The following is a 19,247-nucleotide window of genomic DNA, read 5'->3' as shown; positions in this document are numbered from 1 at the left end:
TCAGCAGAAGTGACGCTTCCGGAAGGCTTCGATGGTCTTGTCGGCCTCCATCTCGTAGCGCGGCCCCTCGGTCATCGCGGCGATGCGATCGACGCGGAACATTCGGAAGTCGGCTCGCAACTCGCACCAGGCGACCAGCGTCCACACCTGTCCCCAGAACCAGAGACCCAGCGGCCGCACCTCGCGCCGCGTCCGGGCGCCCGCCTCGTCGCGATAGTCGAGCGACAGGCGCAGGCTTGCGGCGGTCGCGGCCTCGATCCGGTCGATCAGCCCCGTCAGCTCCGCATCGAGGTGGTCGGGCCGGAACGCGTGGATGTGGACCGCGCCCGCCCGCGCCGCCGCAGGCTCGGGCAACACGGCGGCGATCTTGTCGAGCGCGGATTCGGCGGATTTCGACATGCGCGTCCCGCCCCAGGCGCGGATGAGGCGGATGCCACCGACCAAGGCCACGACCTCGTCGGCCGAGAACATGATCGGCGGCAGGTCGTAGCCTGCCCGCATGACGTAGCCGACGCCCGCCTCGCCCTCGATGGGAACGCGGTTGCCGATGAGATGCGCGACGTCGCGATACACCGTCCGCTGCGACACTTCGAGCGTCGCGGCGAGTTCGGCGGAGGTCACGAGCCGCCCGCCCCTGAGGATGTCGATGATCCGCAGGAGGCGGTCGGCCCGGCGCATCAGGCGGCCTTGCTGGCCGGCTCGAATAGCCCGATGGAGTTGCCATCGGGGTCGAGCGCGTAGGCGAAGCGGCCGAAGGGCATCTCGATCGGCGGGATCTCGAGAACGGTGCCACCGGCATCCCAAACCCGCGAGATCGCGTCCTCCAGCTTGCCGGGGATCACGAAATGCGTCGTGCTGCCACCCTTGGCGGGCGTGCCCGGATAGAGATGGCCCGCGACGCCGGATTTCTCGTCATGAGGGAAAACGAGCATGTCGTTCGGGCCCTCGGTGTTGAGGGTCATCTCCCAGCCGAAAACCGGCTCGTAGAAGCGGCGGGCCGCGTCCATGTCGGTGACGGGGATCTCGGTCCAGACGATGGGAAAGGCGGGTGCATGTGTCATGGGTCGGCTCCTGTTTCTGAGCCTAGACCATCGCACCCCTCTACTGACAGCGTGCTGTCAGTTATGTGACGGGATCGTCAGGCGCGCGACAATGCGGCGGGCCAGCGGCGCGACCACCAGAACCGCGGGAAACGCCACGATCCACGATGACAGCCATGCGCCGAGCCAGAGCCCGGCGAACCCGTCCAGCAGGCCGGTCGCGCGGAAGGTGGCGATGCCGGACACGAGAAGCGACATCAGCCCGGAAAGGATCAGCGAGAAGAGGAGATGGGCGTAGCGGGCGGGGATCATGGCGGGACTCCGGTGGGGATGCGGCGTCATCGCAAGCGGTCCGGCGGCCGGCCACTCGCGCAGGCGCACAGCGGGGTCAGCGCAGTTGCGCGACCGGGGCGACGGGGAAGAACACGCCGTCCGAGCGGAGGCCGAACTGGTCGCCCTCCTCCTCGCCGATCTCGACGAGGCGATAGAACGACTTCCGATCGATCAAGGCCTCGAGCCCGGCGCGTACCTCGACATAGGGGGACGGCTCGCCGTCCTCGGCCAGATCGACGCGGATCGGGTGATCGGGCCCGGCGCGCACGACGTCGCCCACGTTGGTCTCGAACACGATGGCCTCGCCGTCGCGCTCGAAATCGACGGCCACGAACGGCGCGTCCTCGACCGTCAGCCCGACCTTCTCGACCGGGGTCACGAGGAAATGGCGGCCGTCCTCGAACTTCAGGATCGAGGCGAATAGCCGCACCAGGCCGGGCCGTCCGATGGGCGTACCCTCGTGGATCCAGGTGCCGTCGCGCTTGATGACGATGTCGATTTCGCCGCAATAGGGCGGGTTCCAGAGATGCACCGGCGGCGGGCCCTTCTGACGCCGCGCGGCCTGCAGCAGCGAATCCGCCGACCCCTTCACGTCTTGTTGTTGCGCCATTGCCCTTTGCCCCCCGCTCCGTCAGCCATACCTTATGCGCAATACATAATCTGGGCGAGGGCGAGGCAATGGCGGACGAGCTTCTTCACGAGATCGAGGCGCTGGGCGAGCGGCTGGGCGAGGCCCGCGCGGCGGTGGCCACGCGGATCATCGGACAGGACCGCGTGGTGGACCTGGCGCTGGCGGCGATGCTGTCGGGTGGACATGCGCTGTTGATGGGTCTGCCCGGCCTGGGCAAGACTCGCCTGGTCGAGACGCTCTCGACGGTGATGGGCCTCGACGGCAGCCGGATCCAGTTCACGCCCGACCTGATGCCCTCGGACATCCTCGGCTCCGAGATCCTCGAGACCGCACCCGACGGCAGCCGCGCCTTCCGCTATGTCGAGGGGCCGATCTTCGCGCAGCTCCTGATGGCGGACGAGATCAACCGCGCATCGCCGCGCACGCAATCGGCCCTGCTTCAGGCGATGCAGGAGCGCGAGGTCACCGTCGCGGGCGAGACGCGACGGCTTCCGGCACCGTTCCATGTCCTCGCGACCCAGAACCCGATCGAGCAGGAGGGGACCTACCCGCTCCCCGAGGCACAGCTCGACCGATTCCTCGTCAAGATCGACGTCGCCTATCCCGACCGGGAGACCGAGCGGGCCATCGTGCTGGCCACGACCGGCGCCGCCGAGGCCGAGGCGAGCCGGGTCTTCGATGGCGCCAGCCTGATCGCTGCGCAGGATGTCGTGCGGCGGATGCCGGTCGGTGACAGCGTCGTGGACATGATCCTCGACCTCGTGCGGGCCTGTCGTCCCGACGCCGAGGACGCGCCCGAGTCGGTGCGCCGCCATGTCAGCTGGGGTCCAGGCCCGCGCGCGGCGCAGGCGTTGATGCTGCTGGCCCGGGCGCAGGCCCTTCTGGATGGGCGGCTGGCACCTGACGCCGGGGACGTTGCCCGGCTGGCGCAGCCGGTCCTGTCGCACCGCATGGCGCTGAGCTTCGCGGCGCGCGCCGAGAACGTATCGCTGGCCCAGATCATCGACGAAGTGGCCGATCGCGTCACGTCGGTCGCGTCGCGGGCGGCTTGAGCGACGCCCTTCATACGCCCGGCACCCTCCGTGCCCGCTCCGAGGCGGTGGCCGGCGGGCTGCCGGCGCTTCTGATGTCGGCGGAACGGTTGGCCTCGACAGTCCTCATGGGCGAGCATGGGCGCAAGCGGGCTGGACCGGGCGATGCCTTCTGGCAGTTCCGCCCCGCCCAGCCGGGCGACCCGCGCCGGCGGATCGACTGGCGGCAGTCGGCGCGCGGCGATGCGCCCTTCATCCGCGAAACCGAATGGCAGGCCGCGCAAACGCTGATGCTCTGGGTCGACGACGCGGCCTCGATGCGCTTCGCCGCCGGTGACCGCCCATCGAAGCTGCGCCGGGCGCAGACGCTGGCGCTGGCGCTGGCGGTGCTGGCGATCCGCGCGGGCGAGCGGGCGGGCCTCGCCGCCCGGCCCGAGCCGCCGCGGGGCGGCAAGACGCAGCTTTTGCGGATCGCCGATGCGCTGATGGAGGGCGGCGAGGCGCCCGATTACGGCGCGCCCCGGCCGCAAGTCATGCCGATGGGCGCGCGGGCGGTCTTCCTGTCGGATTTCCTCGGCGATCCCGACCCGCTCACCCGTGCGCTGACCGCGGCGGCGGATCGCGGCGTCAAAGGATCGCTCGTCCAGATCCTCGATCCCGAGGAGGAGGCGTTTCCCTATGACGGGCGCACCGTCTTCGAGAGCATGTCGGGTGCCATCCGCTTCGAGACGCTGAAGGCCGGGCAGCTGCGCGACGACTACCTCGCCCGGCTGGCGGCGCGCCGGGCCGAGCTCAGCGACCTCTGCGCGCGCACGGGTTGGCGGTTCCAGATCCACCGCACCGACGCCGCCCCCGGCCCCGCGCTCCTGGCGCTGCATGCCGCCCATGGACGCGCGGCATGAGCGCGCTCGCCTTCACCGCGCCGCTGCTCCTTCTGGCACTGATCGCGCTGCCGATCCTGTGGTGGCTGTTGCGCGCCGTGCCGCCCGCGCCGATCCGGCGCCGCTTTCCGGGCATCGTCCTGCTGCTGGGGTTGCGCGACGACGAGAGCCAGACCGCGACGACGCCCTGGTGGCTTCTCCTCCTGCGGATGCTGGCGCTGGCGGCGGTGATCGTGGGCTTTGCGGGGCCGGTGCTGAACCCGCGCGCGGCGGGGACGGGCACCGGGCCGCTGGTGGTGCTGATGGATGCGAGCTGGGCCAGCGCACGCGACTGGCCCGCCCGCATGGCCAAGCTCGAGACGCTGCTTCGGGATGCGGCGCGCGCCGGGCGTGTCGCGACCGTCCTGCCTCTGACCGATCCGCTGCCCGACGCGCTCGCGATGCAGGCCGCGTCCGCCTGGGTCGAGCGTTTGCCCCAGATCCAGCCCCGTCCGTGGGCGCCGGACTACGCGGGGCTCCGCGATCTCGATTTTGGGGGCGCGGAGGTCGTCTTGTTCTCGGATGGGTTGGATCGTCCGGGGCGCGACGCCGTCGCGGCGCGTGTGATCGAGGGCGGGCGACCGGTGCTGGGCCTGACGCCCGCGCGCTACGCCGATGGCACGATCGAGCTGACCGCGCTGCGGGCGCGGGCGAGTGGTGCGCGCAGCCTCGACATTCGCGCAATCGGACCCGGACCCTCGGGCGCGCTGGTCGAGCTGGCCGTCGCATCAATAGCCTTCGAGGCGGCCGAGACAAGCGCCGTGCTGGAGCTGAACCTGCCGCCGGAGTTGCGCAACCGGGTGCAGCGCTTCGAGATCGCGGGCGAGCGGAGCGCGGGGGCCGTCACCCTGACGGACGACAGCCTCGCGCGGCGCGAGGTGGCCCTTCTGACGTCAGCGGGCGACGAAGCGCAGGATCTCCTGTCGCCGCTCTACTACCTGCGCAATGCGCTCGCGCCGACCGCCGACCTCATCGAGGGCGAGCTGGAGACGATCCTGCCCGCCGCGCCCGATGTCCTGATACTCGCCGACGTGGCGCGCCTTTCGCCCGCCGAGACGGTGCAGGTCACCGAATGGGTCGAGGCAGGCGGGCTGCTGTTGCGCTTCGCCGGTCCGACGCTCGCCGCCTCGGACCTCGCGCGGGAAACCGAGGACCCGCTTCTGCCGGTGCGCCTGAGGGCCGGCGGCCGGAGCATCGGGGGCACGCTCAGTTGGGGCGAGCCGAAGACGCTGCGTCCCTTCGACGAGGGCTCGCCCTTCTTCGGCCTGACCATCCCCGAGGAGGTCGCCGTAACCAGCCAGGTCGTGGCCCAGCCCGACCCGACGCTGGCCGACCGCGCCATCGCCGCCCTACAGGACGGCACGCCGTTGGTGACGCGCAAACCGCTGGGGCAGGGACAGGTCGTGCTGTTCCACGTGACCGCCAACGCGGAGTGGTCGAGCCTGCCGCTGTCGGGCCTGTTCGTGCAGATGCTGGAACGGCTCGCCGTTTCGACCCGGCCCGCGCGCCCCGCGGCCGAGGACCTCGAAGGCACGACATGGGTGCCGCGGGTGGTTCTTGATGGCTTCGGTACGGCGCGCGACGCGGGCGCGATGGCCGGCATCGGCGGCGAGGCGCTGGTCGAGCCGTTACCCTCCGCCGATCTGCCGCCGGGGCTCTATGAAGGGCCGGGACAGAGCCTCGCGGTCAATGTGCTGGGCCCCGACGCCACGCTCGCTCCGGCGAGTTACCCGGCCGGAACGGTGGTCGAAGGGCTGGACCGTATAGCCGAGACGGACCTGATGCCGTGGCTCCTGGCGCTGGCCCTCGGGCTTCTGACCGTCGACGCGCTGGCGTCACTCTGGCTCGGCGGGCGCCTGCGGCGCGGCGCCACGACGGCGGCGGTTGTCGTGCTGGCGACGATGATCGCCCCCGAGGCCCAGGCGCAGGACGCGCCGATTCCCAACGAGGTGGCGCTGGCCCATGTGGTCACCGGCGACCGCGCGGTCGACGAGGTGGCGTTGGCGGGGCTGACGGGTCTGTCGGCGGTGTTGACGGCGCGCACCTCGGTCGAGCCGTCTCTGCCGCGCGGCGTCGATCTGGAGGCGGATGAACTTGCCTTCTACCCGCTCCTTTACTGGCCGGTCGTGGTCGATCAACCGCGCCCCTCGGACGAGGCCTATGCCAAGCTGAACCGCTATCTGCGCGGCGGCGGTATGATCCTCTTCGACACGCGCGATGCCGATATCGGCGGCTTCGGATCGTCTTCGCCGACGAGCCAGCGGCTGCGCGACCTCGCCGCACCGCTGGACATCCCGCCGCTCGAGCCGCTGCCGCTGGATCACGTCATGACGCGGAGCTTCTACCTGCTGCAGGACGTGCCGGGGCGCTACAATTCGCCGGACCTCTGGGTCGAGGCCTCGCCCCCGACCGAGGCCGTGCCGGGAATGCCGTTCCGCGACCTCAATGACGGGGTGACGCCGGTGGTGATCGGCGGGAACGACTGGGCGGCCGCTTGGGCGGTGGACAGCCGGGGCAACGCGCTTCTACCCGTGGGGCGGGGTTTCGCGGGCGAGCAGCAGCGCGAGATCGCGTATCGGTTCGGCGTGAACCTTGTGATGCATGTGCTCTCGGGGAACTACAAATCCGACCAGGTGCATGTGCCAGCTTTGCTCGACCGGCTGGGGAACTGAGGGCCATGGCGCGCGATATCCTCTTCGATCCGATGCTGCCGCTCTGGGCGATCGCGCTGTTGGCGGGTGTCGCGCTCGCCATCTGCCTGCTGGCCGCATGGCGCCGCCTGCCGGGCTGGTGGCTCCGGGCGCTGGGCGTCGGCGTTCTTGCCGTGGCGCTTCTGGATCCGAGCCTCCAGACCGAGGAGCGCGAGCCGCTGTCGGACATCCTGTTGGTCGTCGTTGACGACAGCGCCAGCCAGCGGTTGTCGGACCGCGCCGAGCAATCCGAGGCCGCGCTGGCGGATCTTCTGCAGGAGGCCGAGGCGGATGGGCTGGACACCCGCGTGGCCCGCGTGGGCGATGGCGAGGGCGACGCGGGCACAGAAGCCATGACTACGCTGTCGGAGATGCTGGCCGAGGTGCCGCGCGACCGGGTCGCGGGCGCCATCGTCATCTCGGACGGGCAGATCCACGACGCCGATCTCGCCCCGGCCCTTCCGGCGCCGCTGCACCTTCTCCGGACGGGTCGCACAGGCGATTGGGATCGGCGGTTGATCGTGTCGAACGCGCCGGCCTTCGCGATCCTCGACGAGGAGTTCACGATCACCCTTCGCATCGAGGATCAGGGCGACGTGCCTGCCGAAATCGGCACCGATGCCGATATCGAGCTGGCGATCGACGGGGGCCAACCGCAGGCGTACCGCATTCCCGTGGGCGAGGACCTGCAACTGCCCGTCCGGCTTCCGCATGGGGGCCGCAACGTGATCGAGTTCCGCGTCCCAGAGGCCGAGGGGGAGCTGACGACGCGCAACAATGCCGCCGTCGTCCAGATCAACGGCGTGCGCGACCGGCTGCGCGTGCTTCTGGTCTCGGGCGAGCCGCATCCCGGCCAGCGCACCTGGCGCAACCTTCTGAAGGCCGACAGCGCGGTCGATCTGGTGCATTTCACGATCCTGCGGCCGCCGGGCAAGCAAGATGGCGTGCCCGTGACAGAGCTGAGCCTGATTGCCTTTCCGACACGTGAGCTCTTCTTCGACAAGATCGACGAGTTCGACCTGATTATCTTCGACCGCTACCAGCGACGCGGCATCCTGCCGGCGATCTATCTCGACAACGTACGCCAGTATGTCGAAGACGGCGGCGCTCTGCTCGTCGCGGCGGGGCCGGATTTCGCCTCCGCCGACAGCATCTATCGCTCGCCGCTGGCGCCCATCCTGCCCGCGGCCCCGACGGCCATCGTGCTCGATCAACCGTTCACGCCCGCCATCAGCGAGACCGGCGCCAAGCATCCGGTGACCGGCGATCTGCCGACGGGGTTCGGCACCGACGGCGCGGCTTGGGGCCGCTGGTTCCGCCAGATCCAGGTGCAGGCGAACGCCGAGGCGCAGATCGTCATGCAGGGCGTCGACGAGGAGCCGCTTCTGGTGCTCGACCGGGTCAAGGCCGGGCGCGTGGCGCTTCTGGGGTCGGATCAGGTCTGGCTCTGGGATCGCGGTTACGAGGGGGGCGGGCCGCAGGCTGAGCTGCTGCGTCGCCTCGCCCACTGGCTGATGCAGGAGCCGGAGTTGGAGGAGGAAACGCTGTCGGCGACCGCGCTGGGCCAGGAGATCACGGTCACTCGACGCACGCTGGGCGATGCGCCTGGTGCGGTGACGGTGACCGCGCCCGACGGGACCGAGACCTCGCTGACCCTCGAGGAGCAGGGGCCGGGCCGGTTCGTGGGCACCGTCGATGCGACGGCGCAGGGGCTCTGGCGACTGGCCGAAGGGGACCGCGAGACCGTGATCGGCATCGGTCCGGCAGCCCCGCGCGAATTCGTCGAGACCATCGCGACGGATGCCCTGCTGGCCGACGCGACCGCGGCGACGAATGGCGGAACGGCCATCGTCGAGGCGGGCGCCCCGGACCTGCGCCCCGTTCGCGAAGGGCGCACCGCGGTTGGCCGCGGCTGGCTCGGCTGGACCCCGCGCGAGGCCTATCTGACGGCGGATGTTCGTATCCTGTCGCTCGTGCCCGCGTGGCTGTTCCTCCTGCTGGCCACGGGCCTGTCGATCTGGGCGTGGCTCCGCGAAGGGAAACGCTGAGCGACGAAACTCGTTGCAGCTGTAACGTTTCTCGCTTGGCATCCGCCCCCGCCTTGTGGTCTGCTCGCCCGCGGACGCCGCGCCCGTCAGAGGCGCGACCCGCATTCGTTCATCAGGGAGGATGACACCATGCTGACCCGCCGTACGATCACCGGCCTTCTGGGCGCCACCGCGCTGGCGCTGACCGCGCTGCCCGCCGCCGCGCAGGAGGTGACGCTGAAGCTGCACCAGTTCCTGCCGGCGCAGGCCAATGTGCCGAAGCTGATCCTCGACGTCTGGGCCGACAACGTCGAGGAGGCCTCGGGCGGCCGGATCGAGGTCGAGCGCTATCCGTCGATGCAGCTTGGCGGCTCGCCGCCGCAGCTTCTGGACCAGGCGATCGATGGCGTGGCTGACGTGGTCTGGACCGTCGTGGGCTATACGCCGGGGCGTTTCCCGCGCACCGAGGTGTTCGAGCTGCCGTTCATGGTCAACAACGCGCGCGCGGGCTCGGCCGCCTACTGGCAGATGTACGAGACGCACATGCAGGAGGATTTCGCCGACGTGCACATCCTCGGCACGTGGATTCACGGCCCCGGCATGATCCATTCGGCCGATCCGATCGTGACACCCGACGACATGCAGGGCGTCAAGATCCGCGGCGCCACGCGGCAGGTGAACACGCTGATTGAGACGCTGGGCGCCACGCCGGTCGGCATGCCCGTTCCCGCCATTCCCGAGGCGCTGTCGAAGGGGGTGATCGACGGCACGACGATCCCGTGGGAGGTGACGCCCGCGCTGAAGATCCCCGAGCTGGTCCAGAACCACACCGAGTTCGAGGGCAACCACCTCTATAACGTGACCTTCGTCCTGGCGATGAACAAGGCGCGCTACGAGGGTCTTCCCGACGATCTCAAGCAGGTGATCGACGACAATTCCGGGCTGGAGTTCTCGGTCTTCGCGGGTGGCACGCAGTCGGATGCCGACATCCCGTCGCGCCAAATCGCGGTCGATGCGGGCAACAACATCGTCACCGTCTCCGAAGCCGATGCCGCCGCCTGGCGCGAGGCCGCGCAGCCCGTCTACGAGGCCTGGCTTGCGGAGATGGAGGAGAAGGGTATCGACGGTCAGGCCCTGATCGACGAGGCGCGTCAACTGATGGACGAATACGAGGGCTGACGCTAGCGTCGCGCGTGACAGACGGGGGCCGTGTCCGACCAGGCACGGCCCCCGCCGATTGACGGGGGTCGGACATGCTGCGGAAGATCATCGAGGCGCTGGCCCGGATCATGGCGATCCTCGGCGGGCTGGTCCTGTCGGGCCTCATCATCATGACCTGCCTGTCGATCTTCGGACGGTTCCTCAACGGCGTGCTGAACGCCGACATGTTCGAGGGCGTGGCCGCGGCCGAATGGCTCCTGTTGCTGGGGATCGGGCCGATCAACGGCGATTTCGAACTGATCGAGGCGGGGATGGCCTTCGTCATCTTTGCCTTCCTGCCCATTACCCAGATCACCGGCGGCCACGCGTCGGTGGACATCTTCACCAACGCGCTGGGACGGGCGACGAACCGCGTCCTCTCGGCGCTCTGGGCGCTGGTCTTCGCGGCCGTTCTGGTGCTGATCGCGGTGCAACTCTGGCTCGGGACCGAGGCCAAGATGCGCTACGGTGAAACGACCTTCCTCATCCAGTTCCCGATCTGGTGGGCCTATGCGGCGGCGCTGTCGGGCGCGGTGATCGCCGCACTGGCGCAGGCTTACGTCGCCGCCGTCCGGGTGGCCGAACTGGTCACCGGCGCGGAAATCCTGCGGCCCGAGGGGGCGGAGCATTGACCGATCTCGAGATCGGACTGGCCAGCTTCCCGGCCCTCCTGATCTTGATCTTCCTGCGGGTGCCGATCGGGCTCGCGATGTTCCTCGTCGGTCTTGTCGGACTCTATTTCGTGACGGGCGGCAACATCGTCGCGCTGTCGCGACTGAAGAACGAGACCTATTCGACCTTCTCTTCCTACTCGCTCTCGATCGTGCCGATGTTCCTTCTGATGGGGCATTTCGCGACGCTGGGCGGCATGTCCCAAGCACTCTTCCGCGCGGCGGAGGGCTTTCTCGGGCATCGGCGGGGCGGGGTCGCGATGGCGGCGATCGGGGCCTGCGCGGGCTTCGGCGCGATCTGCGGCTCGAGCCTGGCGACGGCGGCAACCATGGGACGCGTCGCTCTGCCGGAGCTGAAGCGCTACGGCTATGACGGCGGATTCTCGACCGCGACGCTGGCGGCGGGCGGCACGCTGGGCATCCTGATCCCGCCCTCGGTCGTGCTGGTGATCTACGCGATCCTGACCGAGCAGAATATCGCGAAGCTCTTCCTTGCGGCCTTTATCCCCGGCCTCATCGCGGCGCTGGGCTATGTCATCGCGATCTCGATCTACGTGCGGCTGAACCCCGAGGCGGCGGGCACCCGCGACGCGATCCCGATGCGCCAGCGGTTCCGGCAACTGGCCGCCGTCTGGCCTGTGCTGGTGGTGTTCGTCGCGGTCGTCGGCGGTATCTATGGCGGCATCTTCACCCCGACCGAAGGCGCGGCGGTGGGTGCGCTGGGCACGGGGCTGATCGCGCTTCTCAATGGCGGGCTGACCGGGCGAACCCTGATGGAGAGCTTCACCGTCACCGCGAAATCGACCGCGATGATCTTCTTCATCGTGCTGGGCGCGGGTTTCTACAACGGCTTCCTCGCGCTGACGCAGGTGCCGCAGGAGATGTCGGAATGGGTGGTGACCCAAGGCTACGCACCGGTGACGGTCCTGATCGTGATCCTCGTCTTCTACCTGATCTTCGGGTGCCTGATGGATTCGCTCTCGATGATCCTCCTGACGATTCCGATCTTCTTCCCGGTGATCTCGGCGCTGGATTTCGGGATGTCGGCCGAGCATGTCGCGATCTGGTTCGGCATCCTCGTGCTGATCGTGGTCGAGGTCGGGTTGATCACGCCGCCGGTGGGGATGAACCTCTTCGTCATCAACGCGATGGACCGGGCAACGCCGATGCTGGCGACCTACCGGGCGGTGATCTATTTCGTCGGGTCGGACCTCGTGCGGGTCGCGATCCTCGTCGCCTTCCCGGCGATCACGTTGTTCTTGCTCTGACGCCGGGGGGAAGCGCCCCCGGACCCGCCTGGATCGTTCCGCCCCATCGAAGGAGGTCACCATGTTCACGGCCGAGGACCTAGAGGCCGCAGCCGCGCTCGTGCATCGTACGGTACCACCCAGCCCGCAGCTTCGCTGGCCGCTTCTGGACCGGGCGACGGGTGCACGGGTCGTGGTCAAGCACGAGAACGCCAACCCGACCGGCGCGTTCAAGGTGCGCGGCGGCGTGACGCTGATCGACTGGCTGCGCCGCACCCATCCCGAGAGCCCTGGCATCGTCACCGCGACGCGCGGCAATCACGGCCAGAGCCAGGCACGGGCGGCGATCACCGCGGGGCTGCGCGCCGTGGTCTACGTGCCCGAGGGCAATTCACCGGAGAAGAACGCCGCGATGGAAGCCTGGGGCGCGGAGCTGCGAGTCCACGGCGCCGATTTCGACGTCGCCCGCGAGGCGGCGATGGCGGCCGCCGAGACCGAGGGCCTGTTTCCGGTGCCGCCCTTCCACCGGGAGCTGGTACGCGGCGTGGCGACCTATGCCTGGGAGCTTCTGGGCGCGCATCCCGAGATCGAGACGCTCTATGTCCCGATCGGCTGCGGCTCGGGCATCTGCGGCTGCATCGCGGCGCGCGACGCGCTGGGGCACCGCACCGAGATCGTCGGCGTGGTCTCCGAGAACGCCCAGACGGCCAAGCTGTCGGTCGAGGCGGGCGAGATGATCGCCACGAACTCGGCCGCGACCTTCGCCGACGGGATGGCCGTGCGGATGCCGGTTGAAGCCGCGTTCGACATCTACCGCGACGGGGCCGCGCGCATCCTCGCGGTGTCGGACGACGCCGTGGCCGAGGCGATCCGCCTCTACTGGAGTGCCACCCATCACGCCGCCGAGGGCGCAGGGGCCGCGCCGCTCGCCGGTCTGATGCAGGAGCGCGCCGCGATGCAGGGGCGCGATGTCGCGGTCATCCTCTGCGGCGGCAATATCGACGCGCCGAAGATGGCGCAGGTCCTGACCGGAGGCACGCCCGCACCATGACGAAACCCGCTATCATCTGCGTCGCGATCACCGGCTCCGTGCCGCAGAAGCGCGACAACCCCGCTGTCCCGATCACCGTGGCCGAGCAGGTCGCGAGCACGCGGGCCGCCTACGAGGCCGGGGCCAGCATCTGCCACGCCCATGTCCGCGAGGATGACGGCACGCCGACCTCAGATGCCAAGCGCTTCGCGGCGTTGAAGGCGGGGATCGAGGCGGAGTGTCCGGGCATGATCGTGCAGCTTTCGACCGGGGGGCGGTCGGGGGCGGGCCGCGCGCGGGGCGGGATGCTGCCGCTGCGCCCCGACATGGCAAGCCTGTCGGTCGGGTCGAACAATTTCCCCAGCCGCGTCTATGAGAACCCGCCCGACCTCGTAGACTGGCTCGCCGCCGAGATGCAGACCTATGACACTAAGCCTGAGATCGAGTGCTTCGATCTGAGCCATATCCATCAGGCGGCGAAGATGCAGGCCGATGGGCGGCTGGCCGCGCCAGCCTATGTGCAATTCGTCATGGGCGTGAAGAACGCGATGCCCGCCGACCGCGAGACGTTCGACTTCTACGTCCGCACCGTCGAGCGACTTCTCCCCGGCAGCGAATGGTGCGCCGCGGGGATCGGGCGGCACCAGATTGAGCTGAACGACTGGGCGGCGGCGGCTGGCGGGCATCTGCGGACCGGGCTTGAGGATAACATCCGGCTGGACGGCGCGACGCTCGCGCCGTCGAACGCGGCGCTGGTGGCGCGGGCGGCGGAGGTCTGCGCGCGGCACGGACGCCCGGTTGCGACCCCGGCTGAGGCCCGCGCGATGCTGGGCCTGCGCGCCTAGCGGCGCCCGATCCAGACGACGTGCTTGGGTCCGCGCCGCCCTCGGCCCGCGCGAACGGTTTCGGTCGCGGTGTCGAACCCGGCGGTTTCCATGCGGTGCGTGAAGGCGGGCGCGGGATGGGCCGACCAGACCGCGAGCACGCCGCCGGGCGCAAGGGCCGCGCGGGCCGCCCGGAGTCCGGTCTCGGAATAGAGCGCGTCATTGCCCGGTCGGGTCACCCCGTCCGGGCCATTGTCGACATCGAGCAGGATCGCGTCCCAGCCGCCCTCCGCGATCGCCTGTCGGACGTCGCGCAGATCGAGCGTCACGCGGGGATCGTCGAGGCAGCCGTCGAACACCGCCGCCATGTCGCCGCGCGCCCAATCCGCGAGGTCTGGCACGATCTCGGCGACGGTGATGCGGGCATCGGGGCCGAGGCGGCCCTGCGCTTCGCGCAGGGTGAAGCCCATCCCGAGGCCGCCGATCAGGACGCGGGGTGCGGGCGCGTCGAGCCGGTCCAGCGCCAGCCGGGCCAGCGCCTCCTCCGAGCCGCCAAGCCGCGAGTTCATCAACTCGTTGCCGCCCGCGATCCGGATCGAGAACTCGTCGCCGCGCTGCATCAGGCGCAGCGTGTCGCCATCAGGCGCATCGGCACGGGCGCGTTCGATCCAGGGGCGCATCGGAACCTGTGGGATAAGGGGATGGTGGAGCCTAGCGGGGTCGAACCGCTGACCTCCTGCATGCCATGCAGGCGCTCTACCAACTGAGCTAAGGCCCCTAACCGGCCTGCGATCTAAGGCAGGCCCGGAAGCGGCGCAAGCGGAAAAACCCCGCGCGCCGCCCCCCGATCAATCGTCGTCGTCGCCGTCGTCTCCGACCGCAAGTTCATCCAGCGAGACGGTGTCGTCATCGTCGTCATCGTCTTCCAGAACGGCGTCGTCGGTGGATTCGGCGTCCTCCTCGTCTTCGACATCGTCGTCGTCGAGCAGCAGATCCTCGTCGTCCTTGGCCTTCTTGGCGTCGACGTCATCCTTGTCGGCCACGAGGACGCGCGTCTTCGTGCCGGTTTCCACGTTGACGACTTCGCCCGTGTAGGGGCTGACGACGGGGTCGCGGTTGAGGTCGTAGAAGCGCTTGCCGGTGGTCGGGCAGACCCGCTTGACGCCCCATTCTTCCTTGGGCATGTCGCATCCTTCATATCGTCCGGGAACGGTCCCGGGTGTCGGGAATTGGGGCCGGATGCCACAGCCGATCAGGTGTGGCAAGCCCCCGGTCGGAGGCATTATGCCCAGCCCAGCGCAAGACCATCTTCCCGTGCCTGGCACGCCCGGCCTGTCGGTCGTGCTGCGCCCGTCGGTGCGGGCGCGGCGGATGACGCTGCGGGTCGGGCGCTCGGACGGGGTGGTTGCATTGACGCTGCCGAAGGGCGTCGCGATCGACGAGGCGCGGGCGTTCATCGCCGCACAGGCAGGATGGATCGCGCGACAGGTCGCGGCTGTGCCCGCTATGCGGCCGGTGCGGGTCGGCGGAACTGTCCCGCTGATGGGCGTCGAGCGGCCGGTGATCGCGGGGCCGGGCCGCGCGGCGCGGTATGTCGGCGACGCCATCGCCGTGCCCGACGATGAGCGGGCCGGGGCACGCGTGAAGGTCCTGCTGCGCGAGATGGCACGCACCCATCTGGTCGAGGCGGTCGATCGCCACGCCGCGGCCCTCGGGCGCGTGCCGGGTCGGATCACGCTGCGGGACACGCGCTCGCGCTGGGGGTCGTGCACGTCGCGGGGCGATTTGATGTTCTCGTGGCGGCTGATCATGGCGCCGTCCGAGGTGCTGGATTACGTCGCGGCGCATGAGGTGGCGCATCTGGTCCACATGGATCACTCGCCGCGATTCTGGGCGCAGGTCGAAGGGCTGATGCCCGACTGGCAGCCGCGCCGGGCGTGGCTCCGGACCCGCGGAACGGAGCTCCATGCGGTGGACTTCGCCTGAGCCGTTGCGTTTGGGGCGCGGGCGGGGAACAGTCGCGCCATGCTGCTGAACCCGCTTCCCGATGGTGCCGGAGCCGCCCATGACCGCCTGTATCGCAGCCTGCGGACGCGGATCATGCATGGCGAACTGCCGCCGGGGCAGGCGCTGACGCTGCGCGGGATCGGCAAGGATTACGGACTGTCCATGACCCCGGTCCGCGAGGCGCTGCGGCGGTTGGTGGCCGAGGGGGCGCTGTCGCTTTCGGCCAGCGGGCGGATCGCGACACCTGCCCTGTCGAACGACCGGATCGAGGAACTGGCCGCCCTGCGCTCTCTCCTCGAGCCGGAGCTGGCGATCCGGGCGCTGCCGCGCGCGCATCTGGCGTTGGTCGACCGGATGGAGGCGATCAACACCGCCATCGCCGAGCAGATCGCCAAGCACGACGCGTCAGGCTACATTCGGACCAACCTCGAATTCCACCGGACGCTCTATCTGCGGGCCCAGGCGCCCGCGATGCTGGCCATGGTCGAAACGGTCTGGTTGCAGATGGGGCCAACGATGCGCGCGCTCTACGGGCGGCTGAACCGGACTGAATTGCCCAAGAACCACCGGATGATCGTCGCCGCGCTGCGCGCGGGAGATGAACCGGGGCTGCGGCTGGCGGTGCGGGCGGATGTCACCCAGGGATTGCGCCTGCTCGCGGGCTAGAGGCCCTTCCACTCCCGGAACCAGTCGGCGAAGCGGCGCGTGCCCTCGCGGTAGTCGGTCTCGGGGGTATAGCCGGTCAGGCGGTTCAGAAGGGTGGCATCGGCCCAGGTCGCGAGCACGTCACCGGTCTGCATCGGCATCATGTTGCGGATGGCTTTCGTGCCCAACGCGTCTTCGAGGGCCGCGATGAAATCCATCAGGTGCACCTTGTCCGAGTTGCCGATGTTGACGACGCGGTAGGGGGCGACCGGCGACAGGCTGTCGCCCTCGGGCACGATGCCGTCCGCCGGGCGAACGGGGGCCGCGTCGATCAGGAGCGCGATGGCGCGGACGAGGTCTTCGACATAGGTGAAGTCCCGCCACATTTCGCCGCCGTTGTAGATGTCGATGGGCCGGCCCGCGGTGATGGCCTCGGCGAACTTGATCGGCGCCATGTCGGGGCGGCCCCACGGCCCGTAGACGGTGAAGAACCGGAACATGGTGATCGGCAGGTCGTGGATATGGGCCCAGGCGTGGCCCATCGCTTCGGATGCCTTCTTGGTCGCCGCATAGATTGTCAACGGCGTGTCGGCCTTCTGGTCCTCGTGGAATGGCATGTCGGTATTCGCGCCGTAGACCGACGACGTTGACGCCATGAGGAGGTGGGTGACCGCGTGGCGTCGCGCGGCCTCCATGACGTTGAAGGTGCCGACGACGTTGGCGTCGATATAGGCGCGGGGGGCCTCGAGGCTGTAGCGGACGCCCGCCTGACCCGCGAGATGCACGATGATTTCGGGCGCGAAGTCGTCGATCGCGGCGTCGAGCGCGGCCTGGTCTTCCAGCATCCTCTCGGTCGCGGCGAAGCGTTCGGACTGGAGCAGCATGGCATGCCGCCGCCGCTTGAGCGCGACGTCATAGTAATCGGTCATGCCGTCATACCCCCGCACCTCGTGCCCCTGCGACAGCAGCAGCCGGGCGAGGTGGAAGCCGATGAAGCCGGCCGTGCCGGTGATCAGGATGCGGGACATGGGGGCGCCTCTGGCCGGGGTCCGGGCCGCAATGCCCTATCGGGGCGGGGCGCGGCAACCTTTCGTTAATTGCTCCATCCGAGTCCTGCCTTCGTCACAGGAGGGATCAATGACCCAGTCATCCGAACGCTCGCGCCTTCTGGCGCTGCCCTATATCCAGCCCAACCAGGCGCAGAAGCACGTCACCCACAACGAGGCGCTGCGGGCGCTGGATGCGATCGTGCAGCTCTCGGTCGAGGGCGTCGCGGCGACCCCCGATCCGACGCCGGACGAAGGCGACCGCTGGATCGTGGCGCCCGGTGCGACGGAGGCCTTCGCGGGCCAGGATGGCGCGATCGCCGTGCGGACGGACGGGGCTTGGGCGTTCCACGTTCCGGCGGAGGGTTGGCTGGCCTGGGACCGTGCGGCGGCTCTGCTCCGGGTCTGGACCGGATCGGGCTGGGATCAGGCCAGCGGCATGCCCCAGACGGTCGACCAGATCGGCATCGGCATCGGCGCCGACGACACGAACCGGCTGGCGGTCGCGTCGGAAGCGGTGCTCGTCACCCATGCGGGCGCGGGCACGCAGGTCAAGCTGAACAAGGCCACGGGTGGTGATACGGCGTCTCTTCTCTTCCAGACGGGATGGTCGGGTCGGGTCGAGATCGGGACGGCGGGCGATGACGATCTGCACATCAAGACGAGTGCCGACGGCGCGAACTGGACCGAGGCGATGGTGCTGGAAGCCGCAACCGGGCGCGCGCGCTTCCCGGCGGGCATCGACGGCCTCGCCGATCCCGCCTTCGGGACCGGCGCACCGATCACGGCGGCTTATGTGGCGTCGCGGGGTCTCGACCTCGTGACGAACGGCACCGGCCTTCTGCGCAACGGCTACAACTACCCGGACGAATTCACCTTCGACACGGCCCTGACGCCCGGCATGGCGGGATCGAACCTCTATCGCGGCTATTACCCGGGGGTCGTCACGAGCACCGAATCCTTCCCCGTCGACCCCTCCGCGACCTACCGGATGAGTTGCGCCATCCATCAGAAGGGCATCGCGGGCGACTGGTCCGCCCATCCCAACGAGAGCCGTCACCAGCAGCTGATCGGTCTCATCCTTAAGGATATCGACGGCCTCCAGATCACCCCGCTGCACCACATGCGGTTCCGTCATGGCGGCGTGGACAGCCTGACCGAGCTTGCAGCGCCCCTGGCCCCGGGCGACACCGTCGTCTCGCTCGTGGACGCCAGCGGCTGGAACGAAACGGTGCAGACGGCGAACCGGCGCGGAATCATCTTCTTCGGCTATCGGAACTCGGGCGGGTTTCTCTATTCCGACTACAGCCGCATCTACCTTGCGGACCTGTTCGACCTGACAGGGGTGGACAAGGTGGCCAACACGATCACGCTGAAGGCGCCGCTGCCCGCCAGTCTGGCAAATCCCGACGACGTGAGCGGCATCTGGCCCGCGGGCACGCGGCTGGCCAATACCGACAGCGGCGGCACCTACAAATACGTGGCCAGCGAGGGGTTTGTCCCGCTCCAGGACGACACCTGGTATCGCGCGACGGGATATATCGGCGGCACGGATCGCTCGGGGCGGAACGCCGCGATGAACTTCGCGCCGGGCACGGCCGCGGCCCAGGCGATGTGGCTGCCCAATTTCTCGAACCGGGCCGGCGGCTACAGCACCTATGCCGACACGGGCGCGCAGCATGGGGTTCGTTTCGCGGGCCTCTCGTTCGCGCCCGAGCCGCTGGCCGCGGGGCAGCGCACTGCCGACGGCAGCATCGACCTGAAGGTGCCGGTCGCGGACCATGCGCTCGGGACGATCGGACTGGCCCCCGCGGGGCGTAGCCTGACCGAGATCGACTGACACGGCGCGGCAGGGTCCGGGTGGTCTTCACGGGGTGAGATTGCCATAGTCGGCAGGGCCGAATC

The 19,247-nt window shown here is 69.4% G+C and carries 19 protein-coding genes and 1 tRNA gene; 12 read left to right on the top strand and 8 right to left on the bottom strand.

Features of this window, described 5'->3' with window-relative positions:
- The 4 genes from ACK8OR_RS10720 to ACK8OR_RS10705 all read right to left on the bottom strand — a co-directional run bounded on the left by ACK8OR_RS10720 (position 1) and on the right by ACK8OR_RS10705 (position 1,983).
- Positions 1–678, bottom strand: coding sequence for a helix-turn-helix transcriptional regulator (locus tag ACK8OR_RS10720; protein ID WP_410189385.1), 678 nt, complete (start codon positions 676–678; stop codon positions 1–3).
- Positions 678–1,061: a VOC family protein gene (locus ACK8OR_RS10715; RefSeq protein WP_410189384.1), complete on the bottom strand. Its 384-nt coding sequence runs from the start codon at positions 1,059–1,061 to the stop codon at positions 678–680. The genes ACK8OR_RS10720 and ACK8OR_RS10715 overlap by 1 nt, the downstream gene beginning before the upstream one ends.
- A 57-nt stretch (positions 1,062–1,118) precedes the next feature.
- On the bottom strand, positions 1,119–1,352 hold the full coding sequence (locus ACK8OR_RS10710) for a DUF2798 domain-containing protein (protein WP_410189383.1): 234 nt from the start codon (positions 1,350–1,352) through the stop codon (positions 1,119–1,121).
- Positions 1,353–1,428: 76 nt separating this feature from the next.
- Positions 1,429–1,983: a DUF1285 domain-containing protein gene (locus ACK8OR_RS10705; protein WP_410189382.1), complete on the bottom strand. Its 555-nt coding sequence runs from the start codon at positions 1,981–1,983 to the stop codon at positions 1,429–1,431.
- Positions 1,984–2,051: 68 nt separating this feature from the next.
- Between ACK8OR_RS10705 and ACK8OR_RS10700 the strand changes: the two genes are divergently transcribed.
- From ACK8OR_RS10700 to ACK8OR_RS10660, 9 genes are all read left to right on the top strand, one after another.
- Positions 2,052–3,056 (top strand): AAA family ATPase, encoded by a 1,005-nt coding sequence (locus tag ACK8OR_RS10700; protein WP_410189381.1) that lies wholly within the window; start codon positions 2,052–2,054, stop codon positions 3,054–3,056.
- On the top strand, positions 3,053–3,937 hold the full coding sequence (locus ACK8OR_RS10695) for a DUF58 domain-containing protein (protein WP_410189380.1): 885 nt from the start codon (positions 3,053–3,055) through the stop codon (positions 3,935–3,937). The genes ACK8OR_RS10700 and ACK8OR_RS10695 overlap by 4 nt, the downstream gene beginning before the upstream one ends.
- Positions 3,934–6,627, top strand: coding sequence for a DUF4159 domain-containing protein (locus ACK8OR_RS10690; RefSeq protein ID WP_410189379.1), 2,694 nt, complete (start codon positions 3,934–3,936; stop codon positions 6,625–6,627). Before ACK8OR_RS10695 ends, ACK8OR_RS10690 begins: the two co-directional genes overlap by 4 nt.
- A 5-nt stretch (positions 6,628–6,632) precedes the next feature.
- Complete coding sequence (locus tag ACK8OR_RS10685) at positions 6,633–8,693, top strand: hypothetical protein (protein ID WP_410189378.1); 2,061 nt, start codon at positions 6,633–6,635, stop codon at positions 8,691–8,693.
- 129 nt (positions 8,694–8,822) lie between these two features.
- On the top strand, positions 8,823–9,851 hold the full coding sequence (locus tag ACK8OR_RS10680) for a TRAP transporter substrate-binding protein (RefSeq protein ID WP_410189377.1): 1,029 nt from the start codon (positions 8,823–8,825) through the stop codon (positions 9,849–9,851).
- A gap of 74 nt (positions 9,852–9,925) precedes the next feature.
- Positions 9,926–10,504 carry a TRAP transporter small permease gene (locus ACK8OR_RS10675; protein ID WP_410189376.1) on the top strand — a complete coding sequence of 193 codons (579 nt, stop codon included), beginning with the start codon at positions 9,926–9,928 and terminating at the stop codon, positions 10,502–10,504.
- On the top strand, positions 10,501–11,811 hold the full coding sequence (locus tag ACK8OR_RS10670) for a TRAP transporter large permease (protein WP_410189375.1): 1,311 nt from the start codon (positions 10,501–10,503) through the stop codon (positions 11,809–11,811). The genes ACK8OR_RS10675 and ACK8OR_RS10670 overlap by 4 nt, the downstream gene beginning before the upstream one ends.
- 61 nt (positions 11,812–11,872) lie before the next feature.
- Positions 11,873–12,841 (top strand): threonine dehydratase, encoded by a 969-nt coding sequence (locus tag ACK8OR_RS10665; RefSeq protein WP_410189374.1) that lies wholly within the window; start codon positions 11,873–11,875, stop codon positions 12,839–12,841.
- Positions 12,838–13,665: a beta-keto acid cleavage family enzyme gene (locus tag ACK8OR_RS10660; protein WP_410189373.1), complete on the top strand. Its 828-nt coding sequence runs from the start codon at positions 12,838–12,840 to the stop codon at positions 13,663–13,665. Before ACK8OR_RS10665 ends, ACK8OR_RS10660 begins: the two co-directional genes overlap by 4 nt.
- Here the strand turns inward: ACK8OR_RS10660 and ACK8OR_RS10655 are convergent.
- The 3 genes from ACK8OR_RS10655 to ACK8OR_RS10645 all read right to left on the bottom strand — a co-directional run bounded on the left by ACK8OR_RS10655 (position 13,662) and on the right by ACK8OR_RS10645 (position 14,828).
- Complete coding sequence (locus ACK8OR_RS10655) at positions 13,662–14,324, bottom strand: spermidine synthase family protein (RefSeq protein ID WP_410189372.1); 663 nt, start codon at positions 14,322–14,324, stop codon at positions 13,662–13,664. The genes ACK8OR_RS10660 and ACK8OR_RS10655 overlap by 4 nt on opposite strands.
- A gap of 22 nt (positions 14,325–14,346) precedes the next feature.
- Positions 14,347–14,422: transfer RNA gene (locus ACK8OR_RS10650), tRNA-Ala, on the bottom strand.
- A gap of 70 nt (positions 14,423–14,492) precedes the next feature.
- On the bottom strand, positions 14,493–14,828 hold the full coding sequence (locus ACK8OR_RS10645; protein ID WP_410189371.1) for a TIGR02300 family protein: 336 nt from the start codon (positions 14,826–14,828) through the stop codon (positions 14,493–14,495).
- 100 nt (positions 14,829–14,928) lie between these two features.
- Here ACK8OR_RS10645 and ACK8OR_RS10640 point away from each other — a divergent pair, with 100 nt between their 5' ends.
- Entirely contained in the window at positions 14,929–15,630 is a 702-nt protein-coding gene (locus ACK8OR_RS10640) for a M48 family metallopeptidase (protein ID WP_410189370.1), read from the top strand.
- Positions 15,631–15,669: 39 nt separating this feature from the next.
- Positions 15,670–16,317 carry a GntR family transcriptional regulator gene (locus ACK8OR_RS10635; protein WP_298436766.1) on the top strand — a complete coding sequence of 216 codons (648 nt, stop codon included), beginning with the start codon at positions 15,670–15,672 and terminating at the stop codon, positions 16,315–16,317.
- Here ACK8OR_RS10635 and ACK8OR_RS10630 read toward each other — a convergent pair.
- A complete protein-coding gene (locus tag ACK8OR_RS10630; protein WP_410189369.1) occupies positions 16,314–17,324 on the bottom strand; it encodes an NAD-dependent epimerase/dehydratase family protein in 1,011 nt (336 codons plus the stop codon). The genes ACK8OR_RS10635 and ACK8OR_RS10630 overlap by 4 nt on opposite strands.
- A gap of 109 nt (positions 17,325–17,433) precedes the next feature.
- Here ACK8OR_RS10630 and ACK8OR_RS10625 point away from each other — a divergent pair, with 109 nt between their 5' ends.
- Entirely contained in the window at positions 17,434–19,182 is a 1,749-nt protein-coding gene (locus ACK8OR_RS10625; RefSeq protein ID WP_410189368.1) for a DUF2793 domain-containing protein, read from the top strand.
- The last annotated feature ends 65 nt before the right edge of the window (positions 19,183–19,247 follow it).

This window comes from Jannaschia halovivens (genome assembly GCF_046452375.1).
In the GTDB taxonomy this organism is placed as follows: domain Bacteria; phylum Pseudomonadota; class Alphaproteobacteria; order Rhodobacterales; family Rhodobacteraceae; genus Jannaschia; species Jannaschia halovivens.
Note: the sequence above shows the minus strand (reverse complement) of the source record. Positions and strands in the feature narration are given on the sequence as shown.

Bases quoted from the DNA above. Each gene is read 5' to 3' on its own strand.
- ACK8OR_RS10720 (WP_410189385.1), bottom strand. From the start codon at position 678: ATGCGCCGGGCCGACCGCCTCCTGCGGATCATCGACATCCTCAGGGGC.
- ACK8OR_RS10715 (WP_410189384.1), bottom strand. From the start codon at position 1,061: ATGACACATGCACCCGCCTTTCCCATCGTCTGGACCGAGATCCCCGTC.
- ACK8OR_RS10710 (WP_410189383.1), bottom strand. From the start codon at position 1,352: ATGATCCCCGCCCGCTACGCCCATCTCCTCTTCTCGCTGATCCTTTCC.
- ACK8OR_RS10705 (WP_410189382.1), bottom strand. From the start codon at position 1,983: ATGGCGCAACAACAAGACGTGAAGGGGTCGGCGGATTCGCTGCTGCAG.
- ACK8OR_RS10700 (WP_410189381.1), top strand. From the start codon at position 2,052: ATGGCGGACGAGCTTCTTCACGAGATCGAGGCGCTGGGCGAGCGGCTG.
- ACK8OR_RS10690 (WP_410189379.1), top strand. From the start codon at position 3,934: ATGAGCGCGCTCGCCTTCACCGCGCCGCTGCTCCTTCTGGCACTGATC.
- ACK8OR_RS10685 (WP_410189378.1), top strand. From the start codon at position 6,633: ATGGCGCGCGATATCCTCTTCGATCCGATGCTGCCGCTCTGGGCGATC.
- ACK8OR_RS10680 (WP_410189377.1), top strand. From the start codon at position 8,823: ATGCTGACCCGCCGTACGATCACCGGCCTTCTGGGCGCCACCGCGCTG.
- ACK8OR_RS10675 (WP_410189376.1), top strand. From the start codon at position 9,926: ATGCTGCGGAAGATCATCGAGGCGCTGGCCCGGATCATGGCGATCCTC.
- ACK8OR_RS10665 (WP_410189374.1), top strand. From the start codon at position 11,873: ATGTTCACGGCCGAGGACCTAGAGGCCGCAGCCGCGCTCGTGCATCGT.
- ACK8OR_RS10660 (WP_410189373.1), top strand. From the start codon at position 12,838: ATGACGAAACCCGCTATCATCTGCGTCGCGATCACCGGCTCCGTGCCG.
- ACK8OR_RS10655 (WP_410189372.1), bottom strand. From the start codon at position 14,324: ATGCGCCCCTGGATCGAACGCGCCCGTGCCGATGCGCCTGATGGCGAC.
- ACK8OR_RS10645 (WP_410189371.1), bottom strand. From the start codon at position 14,828: ATGCCCAAGGAAGAATGGGGCGTCAAGCGGGTCTGCCCGACCACCGGC.
- ACK8OR_RS10640 (WP_410189370.1), top strand. From the start codon at position 14,929: ATGCCCAGCCCAGCGCAAGACCATCTTCCCGTGCCTGGCACGCCCGGC.
- ACK8OR_RS10635 (WP_298436766.1), top strand. From the start codon at position 15,670: ATGCTGCTGAACCCGCTTCCCGATGGTGCCGGAGCCGCCCATGACCGC.
- ACK8OR_RS10630 (WP_410189369.1), bottom strand. From the start codon at position 17,324: ATGTCCCGCATCCTGATCACCGGCACGGCCGGCTTCATCGGCTTCCAC.
- ACK8OR_RS10625 (WP_410189368.1), top strand. From the start codon at position 17,434: ATGACCCAGTCATCCGAACGCTCGCGCCTTCTGGCGCTGCCCTATATC.